We start from the raw sequence: 16,305 nt of genomic DNA, 5'->3' as shown, positions 1-16,305 counted from the left end.
AAGCGAAATCCTGAAAAACGTCCGCCAGTACGCCGTTGTGGCAGCATCAGCAACTGGGCCCTAGCCTTCATAATCCACAGGATAGACTCTCTCCGTGAAGCTGGAACGGCCTATCCCGATCGTCTCCAACAATTCCGCATGAATCGCCCGCCAATCCTGGTTGAGGTCGACTGTCCGGGCCTGAACGCGGAAGCCCTCAAGACGGATATCGGCTCTTAGCGGCTCGTCGCCCACCTGTGGGTATAGCAGGATGCCGTCGTGCGTCCCACCGTCTGGTCTGGTTGCCTGGCGGTTCCGAAGATACGCGAGGAGTTGGTAGAGGTTGCCGGAGTGAAGCTTCCCGCTGCCGGAACCTTGTCTGCGGGCCAATGTGTCCCTGTAGTATTTTGTGTCCAGGATGATGCGGCGGTCGGGCGATTCGAGAATCACATCTGCGGTCATTATGGGGATCCTCGCTTGGTCCTCTTCTGTCGCCCAGCCCTTGTCAGCCCACGTGACGTTGCGGCCCCCTGGATTGACGCGAAACACATGTTGCTCGTGCTCGTAGAATCCGGTGACGAATTCCTCAAAGAGCGCCCACATGGTTGCCTCGTTCCGCCGGAAGTCGAGGAAGGTGGTTCGACCAGTCTCTTCGTCGACCACTGAGTTCTCGTACAAGAGCCTGCATACCGAGAGCAGAAACTGGTAGAGCCTCCGGTTACCCCCGAGTTGGATTTGGCCAAAGGTGTTCCTCTTCAGGCGGGTGCGTGATACGCCGTCGAGTCTCCTGTACGCGGAGCGCACGTCGGCACGGACATTGTCATCCAAGGTGACTCGTCGCTCCATTAGCCCGCTCAGTGATGTGCGCAGGATGCGGTTCGGCAGGATGTCGACCGATAGCTCCTCGAAGTCGCACGCTGCCCGGCCTCGGGCCCGGAGAGCACGCTTCGCGGTTTCGCTGACCGCCAGCTTTCCGCGAATGCCGGCAAGGTCCTTCCGTCTTTCCACATAGCCGCGGTCGATCCCGCGGCGGACTAGGTGGTTAACGCCGCCGGCGAGTACCTTGCCCAGCAGGTCCTGTACCGTGGCGAGTTCACCCAGTGTGGACAGCCGCTTGGTGTCCCGCTCCTGAACCCGTCCCCAGGCGTAGGCGAGAAGGTAGTAGACGTTGAGGATAGGAATGTTCTTCAAGGTCAGGCTTTGGTCGCGAGTCTAGCCACTTGCCTTTGGACATCTTCCGGCGAATCGAACCAATACTCGCGAAGAAGCGGTGCGATCTGCGTGTCTACGACATTCTTGTACCAGTCCTCCGAAGGCGTGTCGCCGTCGCCGGGAACGAAGTAGCTGTGACCGATCTGGAACCCCCGGCCGAGTTCCTTGTCGTTTCTGATCTTCTCGTTGAGTTTGTCCATCCGGTCGGAGATGCGGCGGGCGAGATCTTGATCGGTTCCCTTGTCCATGAGGTATTTCTCGAACGCTACCCTGCCATGTTTCGTCCCGTAGGCCGGCTCCAGCGTCTCGAAGGCGAACCGCCGGCGTAGCGCGTAGTCGACCAGCGCGAGTGACCGGTCGGCCGTGTTCATCATGCCGAGGATAAAGACGTTTTCCGGTACGTGGAACTGCTTGTCGGAATAAGTCAGCGCTACCGCATAGTTCTCGCTACGCTTGTCGCTTTCGATCAGCATGAGGAGTTCGCCGAAAATCCGTGAGAGGTTGCCGCGATTGATCTCGTCGATGATGAACACATGGGGTGTGTCGAGGTTGGCCCGCGCGAGCTCGCAGAAACGGTGGAAGACGCCGTTCTTGAGTGCGAATCCACCGTTATCGGTTGGGCGGTAGCCTTGGACGAAATCCTCGTAAGCGTACGACTGGTGAAACTGGATCATCTCGACGGGCACGTTGTCCTTGCGGCCGATGAGGCACCATGCGATTCGGCGGGCGATGAAGGTCTTCCCGGTGCCGGGCGGGCCTTGGAGGATGAGGTTCTTGCGGGACTTAACGGAGGTGAGGAGGCGGTCGAAGTCGGGGCGAGGGATGAAAAGATCCTGATGAGCGTCGTCCGGGGTATAGGTTTCCTCTACCAGCTCCTCCAAATCCTCATCCCAACGCGAATTCTTATTCTGAACGTGCCACAAAAGGGCATCCAGGGTCCAGAGGTCTATCTCAAGCTCCTTTGCAAGGTCCAGAAGTACCTCATTGACCTTTGTATATTGATCGGAAAACGGGCCGGATTTCTTGAAATCCGGCCACAGACCGACTTTCTCAAGCGCGGTCTTCGATACCTTGTTTAATACCCCATATTTCTCTGGGTACCGAACAAGAAGAATTGGTGTGAAGGTCGCGGGTCCCAAACCCTTGATCCGTCCTGGTCCGGAGGTAGGAGGGCGGATCTCGTCAAGGCGGCTCCGTAGCGGCCGGGTCTCGTCTAGAAGATCACGAAGAGCTTCGCGCAAGCCGTCCATATCCTTCGTGATATTTGGCCCTTGCCGGTGAATCCCGTCCCAGTGGCGATTGTTTTTGATCTTGAGGAAGCCCCGGAAGTCTTCCTCGGTCAAATGTGGCAGGTTCTCATCCGAGAATACCCGCTGGTATTTCTGAACGACTTCCTCTTTGGCCCCGACCATCGTCGAGAGTTCTTCGACCTCTCCCGCTTTGATCCAGCGTAGGATTCCCCGAAGTTTTCTCAGAACTTCTGTTTTGCTCATCGCTTCACCCTCTCAGACGGAATCAGGCACCAATCACAAGCTGTTCGACGGGAAAGAAATAGACCGCCCGTTCTGGGCGAACAGCCCAAAGATTGCGTCTGAGCGATGCCATTTCAAGTGTCGTTTCGCCCCAGAATAACGTATCCAAGGAGAAAGGCACCCCATCCTCCATCGCCGAAATACACTCCCAACATCCCGACCAGCTGAACACCCACACCTGTATATACTCCGCTCTGAAAACTGTCCTCAATGTCCGGTTGGGAGCACGGTCGTGTGCATGGCGATCCGGCATCGGCCCGTTCGATTACAGCTACGAAGAGTCAGGACAATCAGGCCGACGGCGTTTTGACGCCGTCGGCAATCAGTGGCCGGTCCGGCCCTGGAGGAGGTCGACGGCGTGGGGAAGCAATTTGAGGACGGCGTCCAGCGACTCGGTGGCGCCTTTGGGACTGCCCGGGAGGCAAAGGATCAGAGTCTGGCCGCGGGCTCCGGCCAGGGAGCGGGAGAGGGCGGCGAAGGGGGTCTTTTTCAGGCCCTCCAGGCGCATGAGCTCCGCCAGGCCCGAGGCCTCCTTGGACAGAAGAGGCCGCACGGCCTCCGGGGTCACGTCCCGGGGGCCGAGTCCCGTGCCACCCGTCATGACCATGAGATTGGTGTCGCCGGAGTCGCAGCAGGCGAGGACCTGTTCTTGAATGTCGGGCATCTCATCCGGGACGATGCGGTTCGCCGTCACCTCCCATCCCGCCTCCAGGAGCTGCTTCGTCAGAGCCTGTCCGGAAAGATCGGGCCTTTGGCCGTGAAAACAGCCGTCACTGACGGTCAGGACGACGGCTTTCATGCTCCGTAACCCTCGATCCAGACCTCGCCGTCCCGGTAATGCTCCTTCTTCCAGATGGGCACCGACGTCTTCAGCGTGTCGATGGCGAACCGGCAGGCCTCGAACGCGTCCGCGCGATGGGCCGAGGCGACGGCGATGAAGACGCTGCTCTCACCGATCTCGAGCCGTCCGGTTCGATGGACGATGGCCAATCCGTGAAGCGGCCACCGCTTCAACGCCTGCTCGCGGATCCGGGTCATTTCGGTTTTGGCCATTTCCGGGTAGGCCTCGTAGTAGAGATGGGTGACCGACTTGCCCCGGGCGTGATCCCGGACGACGCCGTCGAAGGTGACGACGGCGCCCGCCTGGGGAGAAGCGACGCTGCGGACCACCTGCTCCCGATCGATGGGAGTTGCGACCAGCTCGATCACGCGGCTCCTCCGCTGACGGGGGGAAAGAAAGCGATCTCGTCCCCGGGCGAAACCTCCTGGTCCCAGTCCGAGTACTCCTGGTTGACGGCCACCAGGAGCGCCTTCCGGTAACGCCGCAGGCCGGGGAACCGGCCTGCCAGCCGTTGGAATACCTGGCGCGCCGTGTTTCCGGGCGGGACCGAGTCGAGGAGGATCTCGGACTGGCCCACCACGTCCCGGAGAGAGGCGAAGAGGCAGATCTTGACGACCACGCATGAAGTATAGCAGCCGCATCCGGAGCAGGGATTCGCTCCGGGAATCAACCGAGAAGGCTCAATATTTACTATAAATAGTGAAAAATAGATCAGATATTACTATGTATAGTAAATATCCATCCATTTGCCCCAATATAGGGCCCCGTCGACCGCGTATTCTCGACCCCGGACCAGGTCCGGGGCCGTCCGGTTCCCTTGGCGACTTTCGTTCGGGACTGTTAAAATCACGGGCCTGATGAAGAGGGTTCTGGGCCTGCTCTTGCTCCTCTCGACACCGGTCGCGCAAGCCGAGATCCTCAAGGTCGAGATTGACGGACCCATCGATCCCATTACCTCCGAGTTCATTACTTCCGCCATCAAACAGGCTGAGGATTCGAATGCCGAATTCCTCTTGATCCGCCTGGCGACGCCGGGCGGCCTGGGCATCTCCATGCAGGAGATCATCCAGAGCATCCTGAATTCGCCGGTTCCCGTCGTCTGCTTCGTCGCTCCCCAGGGGGCCCGCGCCGCGTCCGCCGGCTTCTTTATCCTGCTCTCGGCAGACGTCGCCGTCATGGCCCCCGGTACCAATACGGGGGCGGCGCATCCCGTGTTCCCCTTCGGCATGGAGAACAAGATCATGCTGGAGAAGGTGAAAAACGACGCCGTGGCGGGTTTGAGGGCCATCGTCCAACAGCGGAAGCGCAATTACGAGCTGGCCGAGAAGGGAGTCCTGGAGAGCAAGTCCTATACGGCTCGGGAAGCCCTTGAGGGGGGACTCATCGATCTGGTCGTGGGCAACGAGAGCGAACTCATGGCGACGCTGGAGGGAAGGCAGATCGAGCGTTTTTCGGGTGCTTCCCAGGTTCTGACGACCGCAGGGCAGGAGGTCCGGGTCGTCGAGATGACATTCCGCCAGAGGGTCCTCAGCTCAATTGCCAATCCCAACGTCGCTCTCATCCTGGGCGTGATCGGCCTGCTGGGGCTCTACCTGGAGTTTTCGAACCCGGGCCTGATTCTTCCGGGAGTGTTGGGCGGGATCAGCCTGCTCCTGGCCCTTCTCGGATTCTCGCTGCTTCCCGTGAACTACATCGGGATTCTGCTCATCCTTTTGGCCCTGGGTCTGTTCGTGGCCGAGGTGACGGTTCAGGGATTTGGAATTCTCGGTGCCGGAGGAACCGTCGCTATGATTTTGGGCATCCTGTTTCTGGTGGACTCTCCCTTTCCCGAACTCCGGATCAGCTACGGGCTGGCCGTAGCGGTCGCCATTCCCTTCGCCCTGATTGCCATCCTCCTGCTGCATCTGACCGTGAAGTCGGTGCGCTTGAGAGTCACCACCGGGACGCGGGGGATGGTGGGATTGTATGGAGTGTCACAGACACTCATCGAAGGGGATGAGGGTTGGGTTCTGGTCGCCGGGGAACGATGGAAGGCGGTGTCGGCGACGTCGATTCCCCAGGGCGCCCGGGTCAAGGTGGTGGCTTCCAAGAATCTGGTCCTGGTCGTTGAGCCCTACACCGGGTCGGGAGTATCTTTGGCCACGGCTGCAGAGGAAAAGGGGTGAGCAGCCCAATTCGATTCGGCCGAAAAAATTTCGGGTCTTCCTGCAGGAGTGGAGGTTTCCATGTTTGAAGGTATTCCGTTTTCAACCATAGTGCTGGTGGGCATCGTCATTCTCTACGTGCTCTCCGTCGTCAATGTGCTGAGGGAGTATGAGCGCGGAGTCATTTTCCGTCTCGGAAGACTCCTGCCCGACTCGAAGGGTCCCGGCTTGATCCTGGTCTTCTGGCCCATCGACCGCATGGAACGGATCAGTCTGAGGATGGTGGCCATGGACGTCCCGTCCCAGGACATCATCACCAAGGACAACGTCTCGGTCAAAGTCAACGCCATCGTCTATTTCCGTGTCATCGAGCCCAACAGCGCCGTGGTGTCCGTGGAAAATTATCTGTACGCCACCTCACAGCTTTCCCAGACCACCCTGCGCTCGGTCCTGGGCCAGGTCGAGTTGGATGATCTGCTGAGCAAACGGGAAGAGCTCAACGATCGGCTGCAGTCGATTCTCGATCAACACACGGACCCGTGGGGAATCAAGGTTTCCCTGGTGGAGATCAAGACCGTGGATCTTCCGGCGGAGATGCAGCGGGCCATGGCCCGGCAGGCCGAAGCCGAGCGGGAACGGAGAGCCAAGGTGATCCACGCCGAAGGCGAGTACCAGGCGGCGGCGCGACTGCAGGAAGCGGGTGGCATGCTTGCCGCGGAGCCGGTGTCGGTGCAATTGCGGTATCTGTCGACTTTGTCGGAGATCGCCACCGAGCAGAATTCCACCATCGTGTTTCCCCTCCCCATGGATGTCCTGTCTCCCCTGATTCAGATGTTCAAGAAGGCCGGGGCTCAAAGTGGCGGCGATTCCGAAGATTGATTGGAGAGAGATCGTTTACCTTTATGGGCTCACTCTCCTGACGGTCACCGGGTTTTTCCTCCTCGGCCTCTACGTGGGCCGCAGTTTCCCGGTGGAAGCGGAGCCGGCACATTTTACGGCCCCGTCCGGAAGCGGCTCCTCCAGTTCCCAAACGAAGCCACAGTTGGAGTTCTACGGGCGTCTGAACGACCCGGCCAGCCGGGGTGCGGGCGCACCCGGCGCCGAAACCTCTCCTGAACCGTTGGAGGGCGCGGCAGGTCCCGGCGCCCAGGCCAACGCGCAGGGCCCATCGTCCGGCGCTCACCGTTTCACCGTTCAGATCGCCGCCATGGAGCGTGAAGCGGAGGCGCGGAAAGAGTTGGTGAAGGTTCGGTCCCGGGGATACCTGGCCGAGATACGCCGCCTGGGGCCAAACGATCAATTCTTTCGAGTCTGGGTTGGAGACTTCCCGACCAGGCAGCAAGCGGATCACTTGGCCAATCGGTTGTACGAGGACGGGTTCCCGACGTTCGTCCGGAGCATGGCCGAGTCTCCATGACAGGCTGGGCGCTGCATCCGCTGGTCTCCGGGATCGGGATCTGCCTGGCCTTTCCCGGATTTTCTCTCTTTCCCCTGGCCTGGGTGACGCTGGCCCCCTACCTTCATTTCCTCCTGGAGACCGGTTCCCGCCGCCGGATTCTGGCGGGACATCTGATCTTCTCGTCCCTCTACTTCGGCGGAGTGCTCTACTGGATTCCGCGTGTCCTGGTCGAGTACGGCAATCTGGACTGGTTCACGTCCGCTCTCATCTTCGCACTCATGATCCTGCTGCTGGACCTGTTCCTGCTTCCTTTTTCCCTCCTGACGCACGCGGTGGCCCGGAGGTCCGCCGCCGCCGCTCTCTGGTCGGTTCCGGGCCTGTGGATCCTGACCGAACTCCTGCGCAACTACTACACGGTCAACGGATTTCCCTGGGCGTTGGTGGGACATACTCAGTTCGCGTACCGCTGGATCGCGCAGGTGGCGGACCTGAGCGGCGTCTACCTGATCTCCTTTCTGGTGCTGTTGGGCAATGCCGCCCTGGTCGCGGTCCTTCGAAACCGGAGTTGGAGAATCCCGGCCGTGTTTGCACTCTGCTTTGCCGGAGCCAATCTCTACGGGATATACCGCTGCCACGTTTGGACCCCGCCTCCGGGAATGGAATTGCGCGTCGCGCTGGTGCAGCCCGATGTGGGGCTCTTTGCTGATGGCCGGCACTATGCAGAAAAGTACTTCGACGACCTTCCCCGGCACTACGCGAGGGCGGTCGAAGCGGGAGTCGACTGGGTGATCTTCCCGGAGGCTCAGAACCCCTACCTGTTTACGGCAGACTCGGAATTCCGGACGTTCTGGCAGCGTCAGGTCCAGGCGGCGGGGGTTCCCCTGGTGATGAACGTCACCTCCATCGAACGGCCTCCCTCGAACCGCTATTTCAACAGCGCCTACCTCCTGGAGGGCGGGGAAACGGTCTCCTACCGCTACGACAAGATCCACCTGGTTCCATTTGGGGAGTACGTTCCGATGGCGGAGTGGCTGGCATTCGCCTCACCTCTGGTTCGGGAGGTGGGCGGATTCCAACCAGGACAGGAACATGTCCTGGGTCAGGTCTCCGGGGTCCGGTTCGCGACGCTGATCTGCTTCGAGGGCATTTTCCCCGAGTTGGCCCGGGACTTCGTCCGAAACGGGGCCGAGATCCTGGTCAACATCACCAACGACACCTGGTACGGAAGGACGGCGGCTCCGATGCAACACTTCCAGTTCGGCGCATTTCGCGCCATCGAGCAGCGCCGTCCCCTGCTGCGTTGCGCCAACAGCGGCTATTCTTCCCACATCGACGCCACGGGCGCCGTTCGCAGCCGGACCGGCCTCTTCGAGGAGAGACTTCTGATCGACACGGTGCAGTCCAGTTCCTACCGGTCCGTTTACTCCCGGGTGGGCGAATGGATTAATATGTGTCTGGCCGGTTTGGCGCTTCTCGTCTGTCTGGTTTTTCCGCGCGGACGGCGATAAGGCGCCGCCGTGAATTCCGACCGAACCGCACCGTCGGGAAGGCGCCGGCACCGGAATCCGGACGCTGAATGTAGGGAGGCCGTCGTCATGGAGGATTTCCAGGAGCGCTACCGCGATCTGAGAAACAGGATCGGCAACCTGTGGGAGTATCTTTGACGTCGAGGCCAAGGAAAAGGAACTCGAACAGATCGAGAAGGTGATCTCGGACCCGTCCTTCTGGACCCGGGCCCGGGAGTCCCAACACGTTCTCCGCCGCCGCCGTTACCTGCACCGCAGCCTGGAGTTGTCCCGGGAGTGTGGGAACGGGCTGGAGGATCTGGAGGTGTTGATCGAGCTGGAGCGGGAAGGGGAGGACGTCCTCGACGATATCCGGCAACAGGTGCGAGACCTGGAGGATCGGCTCTCCAAAGCCGAGATGAACACGCTTCTCTCGGGCCGGCACGACGCCTGCAACGCCATCGTCACCATCCACCCCGGCGCCGGCGGCACCGAAAGCCAGGATTGGGCTCAGATGCTCCTGCGCATGTACCTGAGATGGACCGAAAAGCAGGGCTACAAGGCGGAGATCGTGGACTTTCAGGAGGGTGAGGAAGCCGGGATCAAATCGGCGACCTTCCTGGCTCAGGGAGACTACGGGTATGGGTACCTGTTGAGCGAGATCGGCGTCCATCGCCTGGTCCGCATCTCGCCTTACGATGCCGCCGCCAGGCGCCACACCTCGTTCGCCTCGGTCTTCGTCTCACCGGAGATCGACGACAGCGTCGAGATTGTCATCGACGAGAAGGATCTCAAGATCGACACTTACCGGTCCTCCGGCAGCGGCGGGCAGCACGTGAACGTCACCGATTCGGCCGTCCGCATCACCCATTTGCCGACGGGAATCGTCGTGCAATGCCAGAACGAACGGTCCCAGCACCGGAACAAGGACACGGCAATGAAAGTCCTCCGCGCCAAGCTCTACGACTATGAAATGGAGAAGCGGCGGAAGGAACTGGACGAGGTCGAGGATTCCAAGGCCGACATCGCATGGGGCAGCCAGATTCGTTCGTATGTGCTGCACCCGTATCGCCTGGTCAAGGACCACCGGACCCGGATCGAAATCGGAGACGTGGATTCGGTGCTGGACGGGGGAATCGGCCTCTTCATCGAAGCCTACTTGAAACGGCGCAGCCGGGAGAAGAGCCGGCGCGGGAGAATCTCAGGTACAGAATCCAATAATAACGATTTCAAAGCCGTTTAAGGATCATAGGTGAAAGAAGACTCTGAATCCCTGGAGAACGACTCTCCGGAGGAGATTGCGGATTCCGAAAGTCAGGCTCCGGCCGAAGAGCTGCAGGAACAGGCCCGGAGACTCCGGGTAGCGGTTCGACGGGACAGAACCGGTCCATCGGGTCCGTCGGGTCCGTCCTTCCTCGGCAAAATCCTCTATCTGGCGTTCTTCATGGGGGTGATGGGAAGCACCATCTATCTCCTCATGTTCCCCGCGGTTCGTCATGATCTGGTCCGCCAGGTATCGGAGGTGTGGATCGCCGCTTCCCGCGACGTCACCAGGTCCCACATCTATCGCCTGCCTCCCCCGCCTCCCAAACCCGCCGAGCAGAGGGTGGTCTTTCAGGCGCCGGTCCCAATCGTGTCCGGTTCCAACGTTCCGGAGACTGGAACGGCCTCTTCCGGGGAGGACCCGGACGGAGGTCCCCGCCAAGCCCCGGCTCTGAAGAAGACTCGAGACTCCGAGACCGCCTACCGGCTGCTGCTGGAGAAGTCGGCCGCTGCCAAAGATCTTACGGAGGGAAAGATCCCCGGCCAGGCGTTCAAGGAGTGGCGGTTGATGAAGGACGATGTTCCTGTCTTGTGGATCGATCTCGTGGTGGCCGGGGATGCCGGCCCGGAAGTCCACTTCATCTGGTCGGTGGACCTGGAGACACGAACCGTGACCGCATTGAGCCAGGCGGCGCGGGATCTGGACCAGCCCCGGTCCGATTGAACTCTGCTCAGTCGATGGATTGCAGACCGCCGGCGGGGCTCGTTCCCCCGTCGCCGAGGTAACGCCGCCGGAGTTCCCGGGCCAGAACCCGTCCCGCGACCCGGTTTCCCTCGCCGGTGAGATGAGCGAAATCGAAATAGAGTTCCGGTCCGCCGGCCTGCCGCAGGTCGTGAGACGGATCCAGATACGGAATCCGCCGGGATCGACATTGCTCGATGGCTCGGTCCATCAGCTTTCGGGCAAAGAGGGCATGCTCCGGTGCCTCTTTCCGGAACACGAAACGGGAGGGGATCAACAGGAGCAGAAACGGAATCCGCTCTCGCTCAAGAAGATCCCGGATGCCTCCCAAGGCTCCGAAGAGCCTTTTCCAACCGGCCTCGATCCGATCCCGGTCCAGAAGAAACTTTTCGTAACCCATGGCGTAGTAGGTCAGTCCCCGGGCGCTGCGGAACGGCTCGCTGGGAATGATCCGGTACAACGACTCAAGTGATTTACGAAGTAGGACCGTGTAAGTATAGGTCTTTTCGAAGAAATAAGGTCCTCGAGACCAGGTCCCCAGAAGCTGGCCGTCCCAACCCACCACGTACCGGCCGCCGCGGACCCGTTCCGGCAGGCTCGCTTGGACTCCCGACGGCCAGCCGAGCAGCGCCTCGTCGGTGACGTCGTTGCAGAGTTCGATCTGGACCAGCACCAGATCGGGGTTCAGTTCCAGACCCTCCTGATAGAGGTAGGCCGCGTAACTGGAGGGGCTGTAACCTTGCCCCGAAGCATTGACGACCCGGAAGCGGAAGGCCCCCGGCGGATGATTGAGTTCCCGCTGCAAAACCCTTCCGTAGCGGTCCCGGGACGGGACGCCGAGGCCGAATCCGATGGAGTCTCCCAGAGAGAGGATTCGGAATTCACCCTCCGGGGGAACGGGATCCAACGGGGGCTCGTCCCGGAAACCGTAGGCGTTGGTGACGAAGGGAATGTCCCAGAAGACCCCCTCGTAGTCTCCCTTCATGCGAACCGGCAGGTACCAGGTTTCTTCGGCGTGATCCCGGGGTTCCGCGGATTCCCCGAGAAAGGAATGGCGGAGCCAGAATTCGACCGCGAGGAGAATCAGGACGGCCAGAAGGCCGAAGAAGATCAATGCCAGGAGAAGGAGTCGACTCCGCAATTCGTTTCCTGCCCTCGCCGGTGGGATTTCAGGCCTGGAAGTCCACTTTCGCTTACGAATAGTCAAGATAGGGCTTCCCCGGGGACGATTCAAGGCAACCCGCCGGGCGTCCCGTCGGCGTCAGCAGACGCTGATAAGATCCGGCCATGCAACGCAGATGGACGCTGTGCGAGCCGGAGGCGGAGGCGGTTCGGACGCTGAGTTCCGAGCTGGACATTTCGTCGCTGACGGCTCGCCTGCTGGTCAACCGCGGCCTTCAGGATCCGGATAAGGCCCACCGTTTTCTCCATCCCCGCTATGAGGATCTCCACGACCCCTATCTGATGAAGGACATGGACCGGGCGGTCCCGCTCCTCTGGCAGGCGCTGCAAGATAAGAAACGTATTGTGGTCCACGGCGACTACGACGTGGACGGCATCACCTCAAGCCTGATCCTGAAACGGGGGCTTGAAATGCTGGGCGGCCGCGTCGGCATCCATATCCCCGGACGGCTCACCGACGGATATGGAATTCAGACCGATTTCGTGGAACGGTGCCACCGGGACGGGGTGGACCTGCTGGTGACCTCGGACTGTGGAATTCGGGCCTTCGAAGCTTGTGGCCGGGCGCGCGAGTTGGGCCTCGACGTTCTGATTTGCGACCATCACCTGCCCTCCGCGGAACTTCCGCCGGCGCGGGCCATCCTCAATCCGCACCGGGCGGACTGTGACTACCCGGCCCGGAACCTGTCGGCGGCTGGCGTCGTTTTCAAGCTGGTGCAGGGACTCTTCGAAACAGCCGGGCGCACCCGGGTGCTTCCCCATTTCCTGAAGGTCGTGGCCTTGGGAACGGCGGCCGACATGGTCCCCCTGACCGGAGAGAACCGGATCCTGGTCAAGCTGGGGTTGGAGGGCCTGGCCCAACCGCACAACGTGGGCCTGCGGGCCCTGCTCCACGGCGCCGGAGTCTCCGGAGAGGTGGAGATCGAGGACGTGGCTTTCAGGATCGCTCCACGCATCAATGCGGTGACCCGCATGGGGGGCGGACCCGAGGTATTGGATCTCTTCGATACCCGCGACAGGTCGCGGGCCCAGGCGATCGTCCGGGACATGAATGCGAGGAACCGGGAGCGGCGGCGGCAGGAGGAGGCCATTCTGGCGGAGATCCACGAGTGGGAGGAGAACCGGCCGGAACTGTTCCGGAAAGCCTTCATCGTCCTGGCTGGGAGAAACTGGCACCGGGGGGTCATCGGGATCATTGCCTCGAGGGTGGCCAGGCGTTTCTTTCGCCCCACGCTGGTGTTCTCGATGGGAGAATCCGACTGCCAGGGTTCGGGGAGGAGCATCCCCGGCTTCCATCTGCTGGAAGCCCTCGAGGGGTGCGGAGACCTCCTGGATCGATATGGCGGGCATGCTCAGGCGGTGGGTTGCGCCATGGAGGGCAGCGATTCTCTGGAAGACCGCCTCCGGACCCTTTCGGATCGTCTCGATTCCCACGCCCAATCTGTCCTGTCCACAGAGGATCTGACTCCCGTGGTCCCATTGGACTCCTATTTGAGTCCGGGCCGCCTTTCGTTGTCGCTGTACCGGGAGATTCAACAGTTGGCGCCATTCGGGGTAGGGAATCCGGTTCCCGTATTCGCCAGCCGCGGGTTGGATGTGACCGGCGGTCCCTGGGTATTGAAGAACCGGCATCTGAAGGTCCGTCTCGGCGCCAACGGAGCCGGCGTCGACGCCATCTGGTGGAAGAACGGGGATGCCGCTGATACCATACCGAGAGGATCGAAGATCGATGTGGCGTACACCTTGAACCGGAACCAGTACCGGGGCGTGGAGAGTCTGCTCATGACGGTCCAGGATCTGCGCACGCACCCGGTCTCGACCGATTCCTGACGGCCTTCGACACGCGTCGTCACAGACCCGTGAACGATCCTTTCCGGCTTTCCGTCCAATTGGGAGACGGGCCGGCCGGCCTTTCGTCTCGTTGACCGGGGCGATTCGATGACCCCTCGGGGACGGCCTCGAATCGCGGCCGGAGCCGGGTAGCCCGCCGGCGCATTTCGACGGGCCGAAAGGACTGCTGCAGACCGGACTCTCTATGCGTCCCCGTTCCCTCAAGCTCATCCGGCTGTTCCTGATCGTGGTCCTGGTGACGGCCCTGGGAGCCGTGGTCTGGAGCTTCCTGACCCGGCGGGACGCCCGGCCCCCCTTGGCGCGGGAACGCCTCCTCTCTCCCGAGTTGCTCCAGCAGAGCACCGAATTCGAGCATACCCATCACGAGGAAGGACGAACCGTCTACAAGGTGGAGGCCGGGACCAGCACCGAAACGGTCAAGAAAATCCATCGTCTTTTCGGCGTGAAACTGACCCACTTCGGTCCGGATGGGAGCTCCGTGGAGGAGATCTCGGGAGACGAAGCGATTTACCGGGTTGTCGACAACCGGATCGAGTTCACCGGCAAGGTTCGCATCGAGCTATCGGATGGAACGACCATTGACGCGGATCGGCTGAAGGCCGACCTGGCCCGGAACGTAGTGGCCATCGAGGAGGGTTTTCGCTTCGGAATGGAGAAGCTCTCCGGTCACGGCCGGTCTCTCAGCTACGAGATCCGGCAGAGCCGGCTTCGGGTCGACGACGAGTTCGAGCTGAACATCACCCAAGGCGCCGATCGCCTCCAGGTGACGGCGTCGCGGGCTTTGTACGATCTGGAGGACCGCAGGGTCGATCTGTTGGACGGGGCCCGGATTCAAGGTCCCCAGGGGGACCTCACCGCCGGGTACGTCCGTGTCTTTCTGACCGACGACCGGGCCGTGGAGAGGATGTTCACCTCGCGCGGCGTGCGACTGGTGCTGGATTCGGACCGGACCTTCACCGGTGAGTCCATCCATCTGTTCGCGGCTGCCGATGGAGGGAGGATCCAAAGCTTCTATGTCTACTCGGGCAAAGCCACTCCCGATTCTCCCGAACAGCGCGCTGTGTACGAAGACCCCGAGACCTATCTGGAAGCGGATCGCATCGATGGGTTGGCCGGATCTCCTGACGCGGATGAGACGCGGTTTCTGGCGCACCGGCGCGTCATCGTCCGTTCCCGGACTCTGGGTCTGGAAGAAGGACGCGCCGACGAGTTGACAGCTCATCTGAGTCTTGAACATCAGCGTCTCAAGTGGTTGGAAATGCGGGGAAAGACGAGACTGGTCGGTCGGCTTCGAGACCTCGAAGATTCTCGCGAGTCGATCCAAGGAGACCTGCTGGTTCTGGATCTTGGCGCTGACGGAGTCTTGGATCGTGCGACCGTTTCAGGAAACACCGTGGCCTGGACTCGAACCGGAGAGGGGACTTCAGCCCAGCTTCGAGCCGGACGAATGGACGCGTTTTACCGGGGTGGAATACTGAAGAGGCTCGTGGCCACGCACGACCCGGTTCTGCGCCAGCAAGTTCCCGAGGGGGAACGGACTGTGGAGTCGGACCGCATGGAGGCTGTTTTCGAGGATGGGGGCGTGCTGAGGGTTGCGGCGGTGGGCGGGGTCCGTTGGACCATGAATTCGGAAACCACGAAGCGGGACGGGGAAAGCGGGCGGCTCGATCTTGGATTCCTCGGCGAGCAAATCCACGAAGCCCGGGGGGAGGGCCAGGTGGTCTACCGGGAAGAAAGTTCTTCCGGACGCGTCACCCTGAAGGCGAGCAACGCTGAGTTCGACGCCGGACAAAACTTGTTTTCCTTTTCGGACCCGGACGGCGCCCACCTTTACTACTCCGAAGATACGATGGAAGGCGCAGGCGGGGTGGAGTCGCGGACCCGGGCGGACGGTTTTCAGGTGGACGCGGGCGGGGAAGAACTGTCTGCGGCCGGGAGAGTCCAGACCCTCTTCAGTCGTCCCGGAAAAGAACCGGTTCTGATCCAGGCCGATCGCCTGGTGTTGGATTCCGGTGCCAAATCCCTCTCCTATGCCGGCAATCCGCGGATCCTCCGGGATTCCCACCTGATCGCGGGAACGATGATTCGCTTGGACTCGGCCGGTGAACGGCTGGAGGTCCAGGACGTGGACAGCACCTTTTGGGACCCTGGGGAAGTGTCGGGCCGCCAATACCGGATCCAGGCGCCCCAGCTCGTCTACCAGCGGAGCTCCGGAAGGGCGGCCTACCGAGGCGGCGTCCGGATGCAGTCCGGTCACTTCCAGGTGAAATCCTCCCATGTGGACTTCCAGCTGGAGGATTCCCCTGCGAGCACCATTCAGAGCATTGCCGCGGGAGGAGAAGTCGAGATCCGGCAGGGAGATCGAAGGGCCCGGGGCGATCATGCCGTGTATCATCCCCGGGAGGGCCGAGTGGAGCTGACCGGAGAACTCGCCGAGGTGACGGAGCCGCTTCGCGGCAGCGCGTCCGGGCGGAGGGTGACGTTGTTCGTGGAAACCGACAAGATCGTCATCGATTAGCCGGCCCCGCCAACGGCGCCGTGACCCGTTGTCGCCGGGCCCGGAACCGGCGGTTGTGCCGGTCTGGCGTCGGTTACCGTCGTCCGCAGTCTTTTGCTTGACATGGGGAATCCCGGGCCGAGTTGGACACGGTCCGA

The 16,305-nt window shown here is 61.5% G+C and carries 14 protein-coding genes; 8 read left to right on the top strand and 6 right to left on the bottom strand.

What is annotated here, in order from left to right; genetic code table 11:
* Nucleotides 1-60 precede the first annotated feature (60 nt).
* From OXT71_12220 to OXT71_12200, 5 genes are all read right to left on the bottom strand, one after another.
* Nucleotides 61-1,170, bottom strand: a complete 1,110-nt coding sequence (locus tag OXT71_12220) for a hypothetical protein (GenBank protein MDE2927155.1) — start codon at nucleotides 1,168-1,170, stop codon at nucleotides 61-63.
* A 2-nt stretch (nucleotides 1,171-1,172) separates the two neighbouring features.
* Complete coding sequence (locus OXT71_12215) at nucleotides 1,173-2,684, bottom strand: AAA family ATPase (protein MDE2927154.1); 1,512 nt, start codon at nucleotides 2,682-2,684, stop codon at nucleotides 1,173-1,175.
* Between the two features lie 361 nt (nucleotides 2,685-3,045).
* Nucleotides 3,046-3,522, bottom strand: a complete 477-nt coding sequence (locus OXT71_12210; GenBank protein MDE2927153.1) for a MogA/MoaB family molybdenum cofactor biosynthesis protein — start codon at nucleotides 3,520-3,522, stop codon at nucleotides 3,046-3,048.
* Entirely contained in the window at nucleotides 3,519-3,932 is a 414-nt protein-coding gene (locus OXT71_12205; protein ID MDE2927152.1) for a molybdenum cofactor biosynthesis protein MoaE, read from the bottom strand. The genes OXT71_12210 and OXT71_12205 overlap by 4 nt, the downstream gene beginning before the upstream one ends.
* Nucleotides 3,929-4,183, bottom strand: a complete 255-nt coding sequence (locus OXT71_12200) for a MoaD/ThiS family protein (GenBank protein ID MDE2927151.1) — start codon at nucleotides 4,181-4,183, stop codon at nucleotides 3,929-3,931. Before OXT71_12200 ends, OXT71_12205 begins: the two co-directional genes overlap by 4 nt.
* Before the next feature lie 238 nt (nucleotides 4,184-4,421).
* On the opposite strand from OXT71_12200, the gene OXT71_12195 reads away from it, so the two are divergent.
* The 6 genes from OXT71_12195 (at nucleotide 4,422) to OXT71_12170 (ending at nucleotide 10,599) form a co-directional block, all read left to right on the top strand.
* Entirely contained in the window at nucleotides 4,422-5,729 is a 1,308-nt protein-coding gene (locus OXT71_12195; GenBank protein MDE2927150.1) for a nodulation protein NfeD, read from the top strand.
* Between the two features lie 60 nt (nucleotides 5,730-5,789).
* On the top strand, nucleotides 5,790-6,587 hold the full coding sequence (locus OXT71_12190; GenBank protein MDE2927149.1) for a slipin family protein: 798 nt from the start codon (nucleotides 5,790-5,792) through the stop codon (nucleotides 6,585-6,587).
* Entirely contained in the window at nucleotides 6,565-7,125 is a 561-nt protein-coding gene (locus OXT71_12185) for an SPOR domain-containing protein (protein ID MDE2927148.1), read from the top strand. Before OXT71_12190 ends, OXT71_12185 begins: the two co-directional genes overlap by 23 nt.
* On the top strand, nucleotides 7,122-8,615 hold the full coding sequence (lnt, locus tag OXT71_12180; GenBank protein MDE2927147.1) for an apolipoprotein N-acyltransferase: 1,494 nt from the start codon (nucleotides 7,122-7,124) through the stop codon (nucleotides 8,613-8,615). The genes OXT71_12185 and lnt overlap by 4 nt, the downstream gene beginning before the upstream one ends.
* A gap of 87 nt (nucleotides 8,616-8,702) precedes the next feature.
* A protein-coding gene (gene prfB / locus OXT71_12175) for a peptide chain release factor 2 (GenBank protein MDE2927146.1) occupies nucleotides 8,703-9,855 on the top strand; the annotation gives its coding sequence in 2 pieces (ribosomal slippage) (nucleotides 8,703-8,768 and nucleotides 8,770-9,855; 1,152 coding nt in all).
* A 9-nt stretch (nucleotides 9,856-9,864) separates the two neighbouring features.
* Nucleotides 9,865-10,599, top strand: coding sequence for a hypothetical protein (locus OXT71_12170; GenBank protein ID MDE2927145.1), 735 nt, complete (start codon nucleotides 9,865-9,867; stop codon nucleotides 10,597-10,599).
* Nucleotides 10,600-10,606: 7 nt separating this feature from the next.
* Here the strand turns inward: OXT71_12170 and OXT71_12165 are convergent, their stop codons facing one another.
* Complete coding sequence (locus OXT71_12165; protein MDE2927144.1) at nucleotides 10,607-11,758, bottom strand: hypothetical protein; 1,152 nt, start codon at nucleotides 11,756-11,758, stop codon at nucleotides 10,607-10,609.
* A gap of 146 nt (nucleotides 11,759-11,904) precedes the next feature.
* On the opposite strand from OXT71_12165, the gene recJ reads away from it, so the two are divergent.
* Together recJ and OXT71_12155 are read left to right on the top strand one after the other, a co-directional pair.
* Nucleotides 11,905-13,629: a single-stranded-DNA-specific exonuclease RecJ gene (gene recJ / locus OXT71_12160; protein MDE2927143.1), complete on the top strand. Its 1,725-nt coding sequence runs from the start codon at nucleotides 11,905-11,907 to the stop codon at nucleotides 13,627-13,629.
* 205 nt (nucleotides 13,630-13,834) lie between these two features.
* Nucleotides 13,835-16,168, top strand: coding sequence for a hypothetical protein (locus OXT71_12155; protein ID MDE2927142.1), 2,334 nt, complete (start codon nucleotides 13,835-13,837; stop codon nucleotides 16,166-16,168).
* The last annotated feature ends 137 nt before the right edge of the window (nucleotides 16,169-16,305 follow it).

It is taken from the genome of Acidobacteriota bacterium, from assembly GCA_028874215.1.
Lineage (GTDB): Bacteria > Acidobacteriota > UBA6911 > RPQK01 > JAJDTT01 > JAJDTT01.
Note: the sequence above shows the minus strand (reverse complement) of the source record. Positions and strands in the feature narration are given on the sequence as shown.

Coding starts and splice junctions, on each gene's coding strand:
- OXT71_12215 (MDE2927154.1), bottom strand. CDS start 2,684: ATGAGCAAAACAGAAGTTCTGAGAAAACTTCGGGGAATCCTACGCTGG.
- OXT71_12210 (MDE2927153.1), bottom strand. CDS start 3,522: ATGAAAGCCGTCGTCCTGACCGTCAGTGACGGCTGTTTTCACGGCCAA.
- OXT71_12195 (MDE2927150.1), top strand. CDS start 4,422: ATGAAGAGGGTTCTGGGCCTGCTCTTGCTCCTCTCGACACCGGTCGCG.
- OXT71_12190 (MDE2927149.1), top strand. CDS start 5,790: ATGTTTGAAGGTATTCCGTTTTCAACCATAGTGCTGGTGGGCATCGTC.
- lnt (MDE2927147.1), top strand. CDS start 7,122: ATGACAGGCTGGGCGCTGCATCCGCTGGTCTCCGGGATCGGGATCTGC.
- recJ (MDE2927143.1), top strand. CDS start 11,905: ATGCAACGCAGATGGACGCTGTGCGAGCCGGAGGCGGAGGCGGTTCGG.
- OXT71_12155 (MDE2927142.1), top strand. CDS start 13,835: ATGCGTCCCCGTTCCCTCAAGCTCATCCGGCTGTTCCTGATCGTGGTC.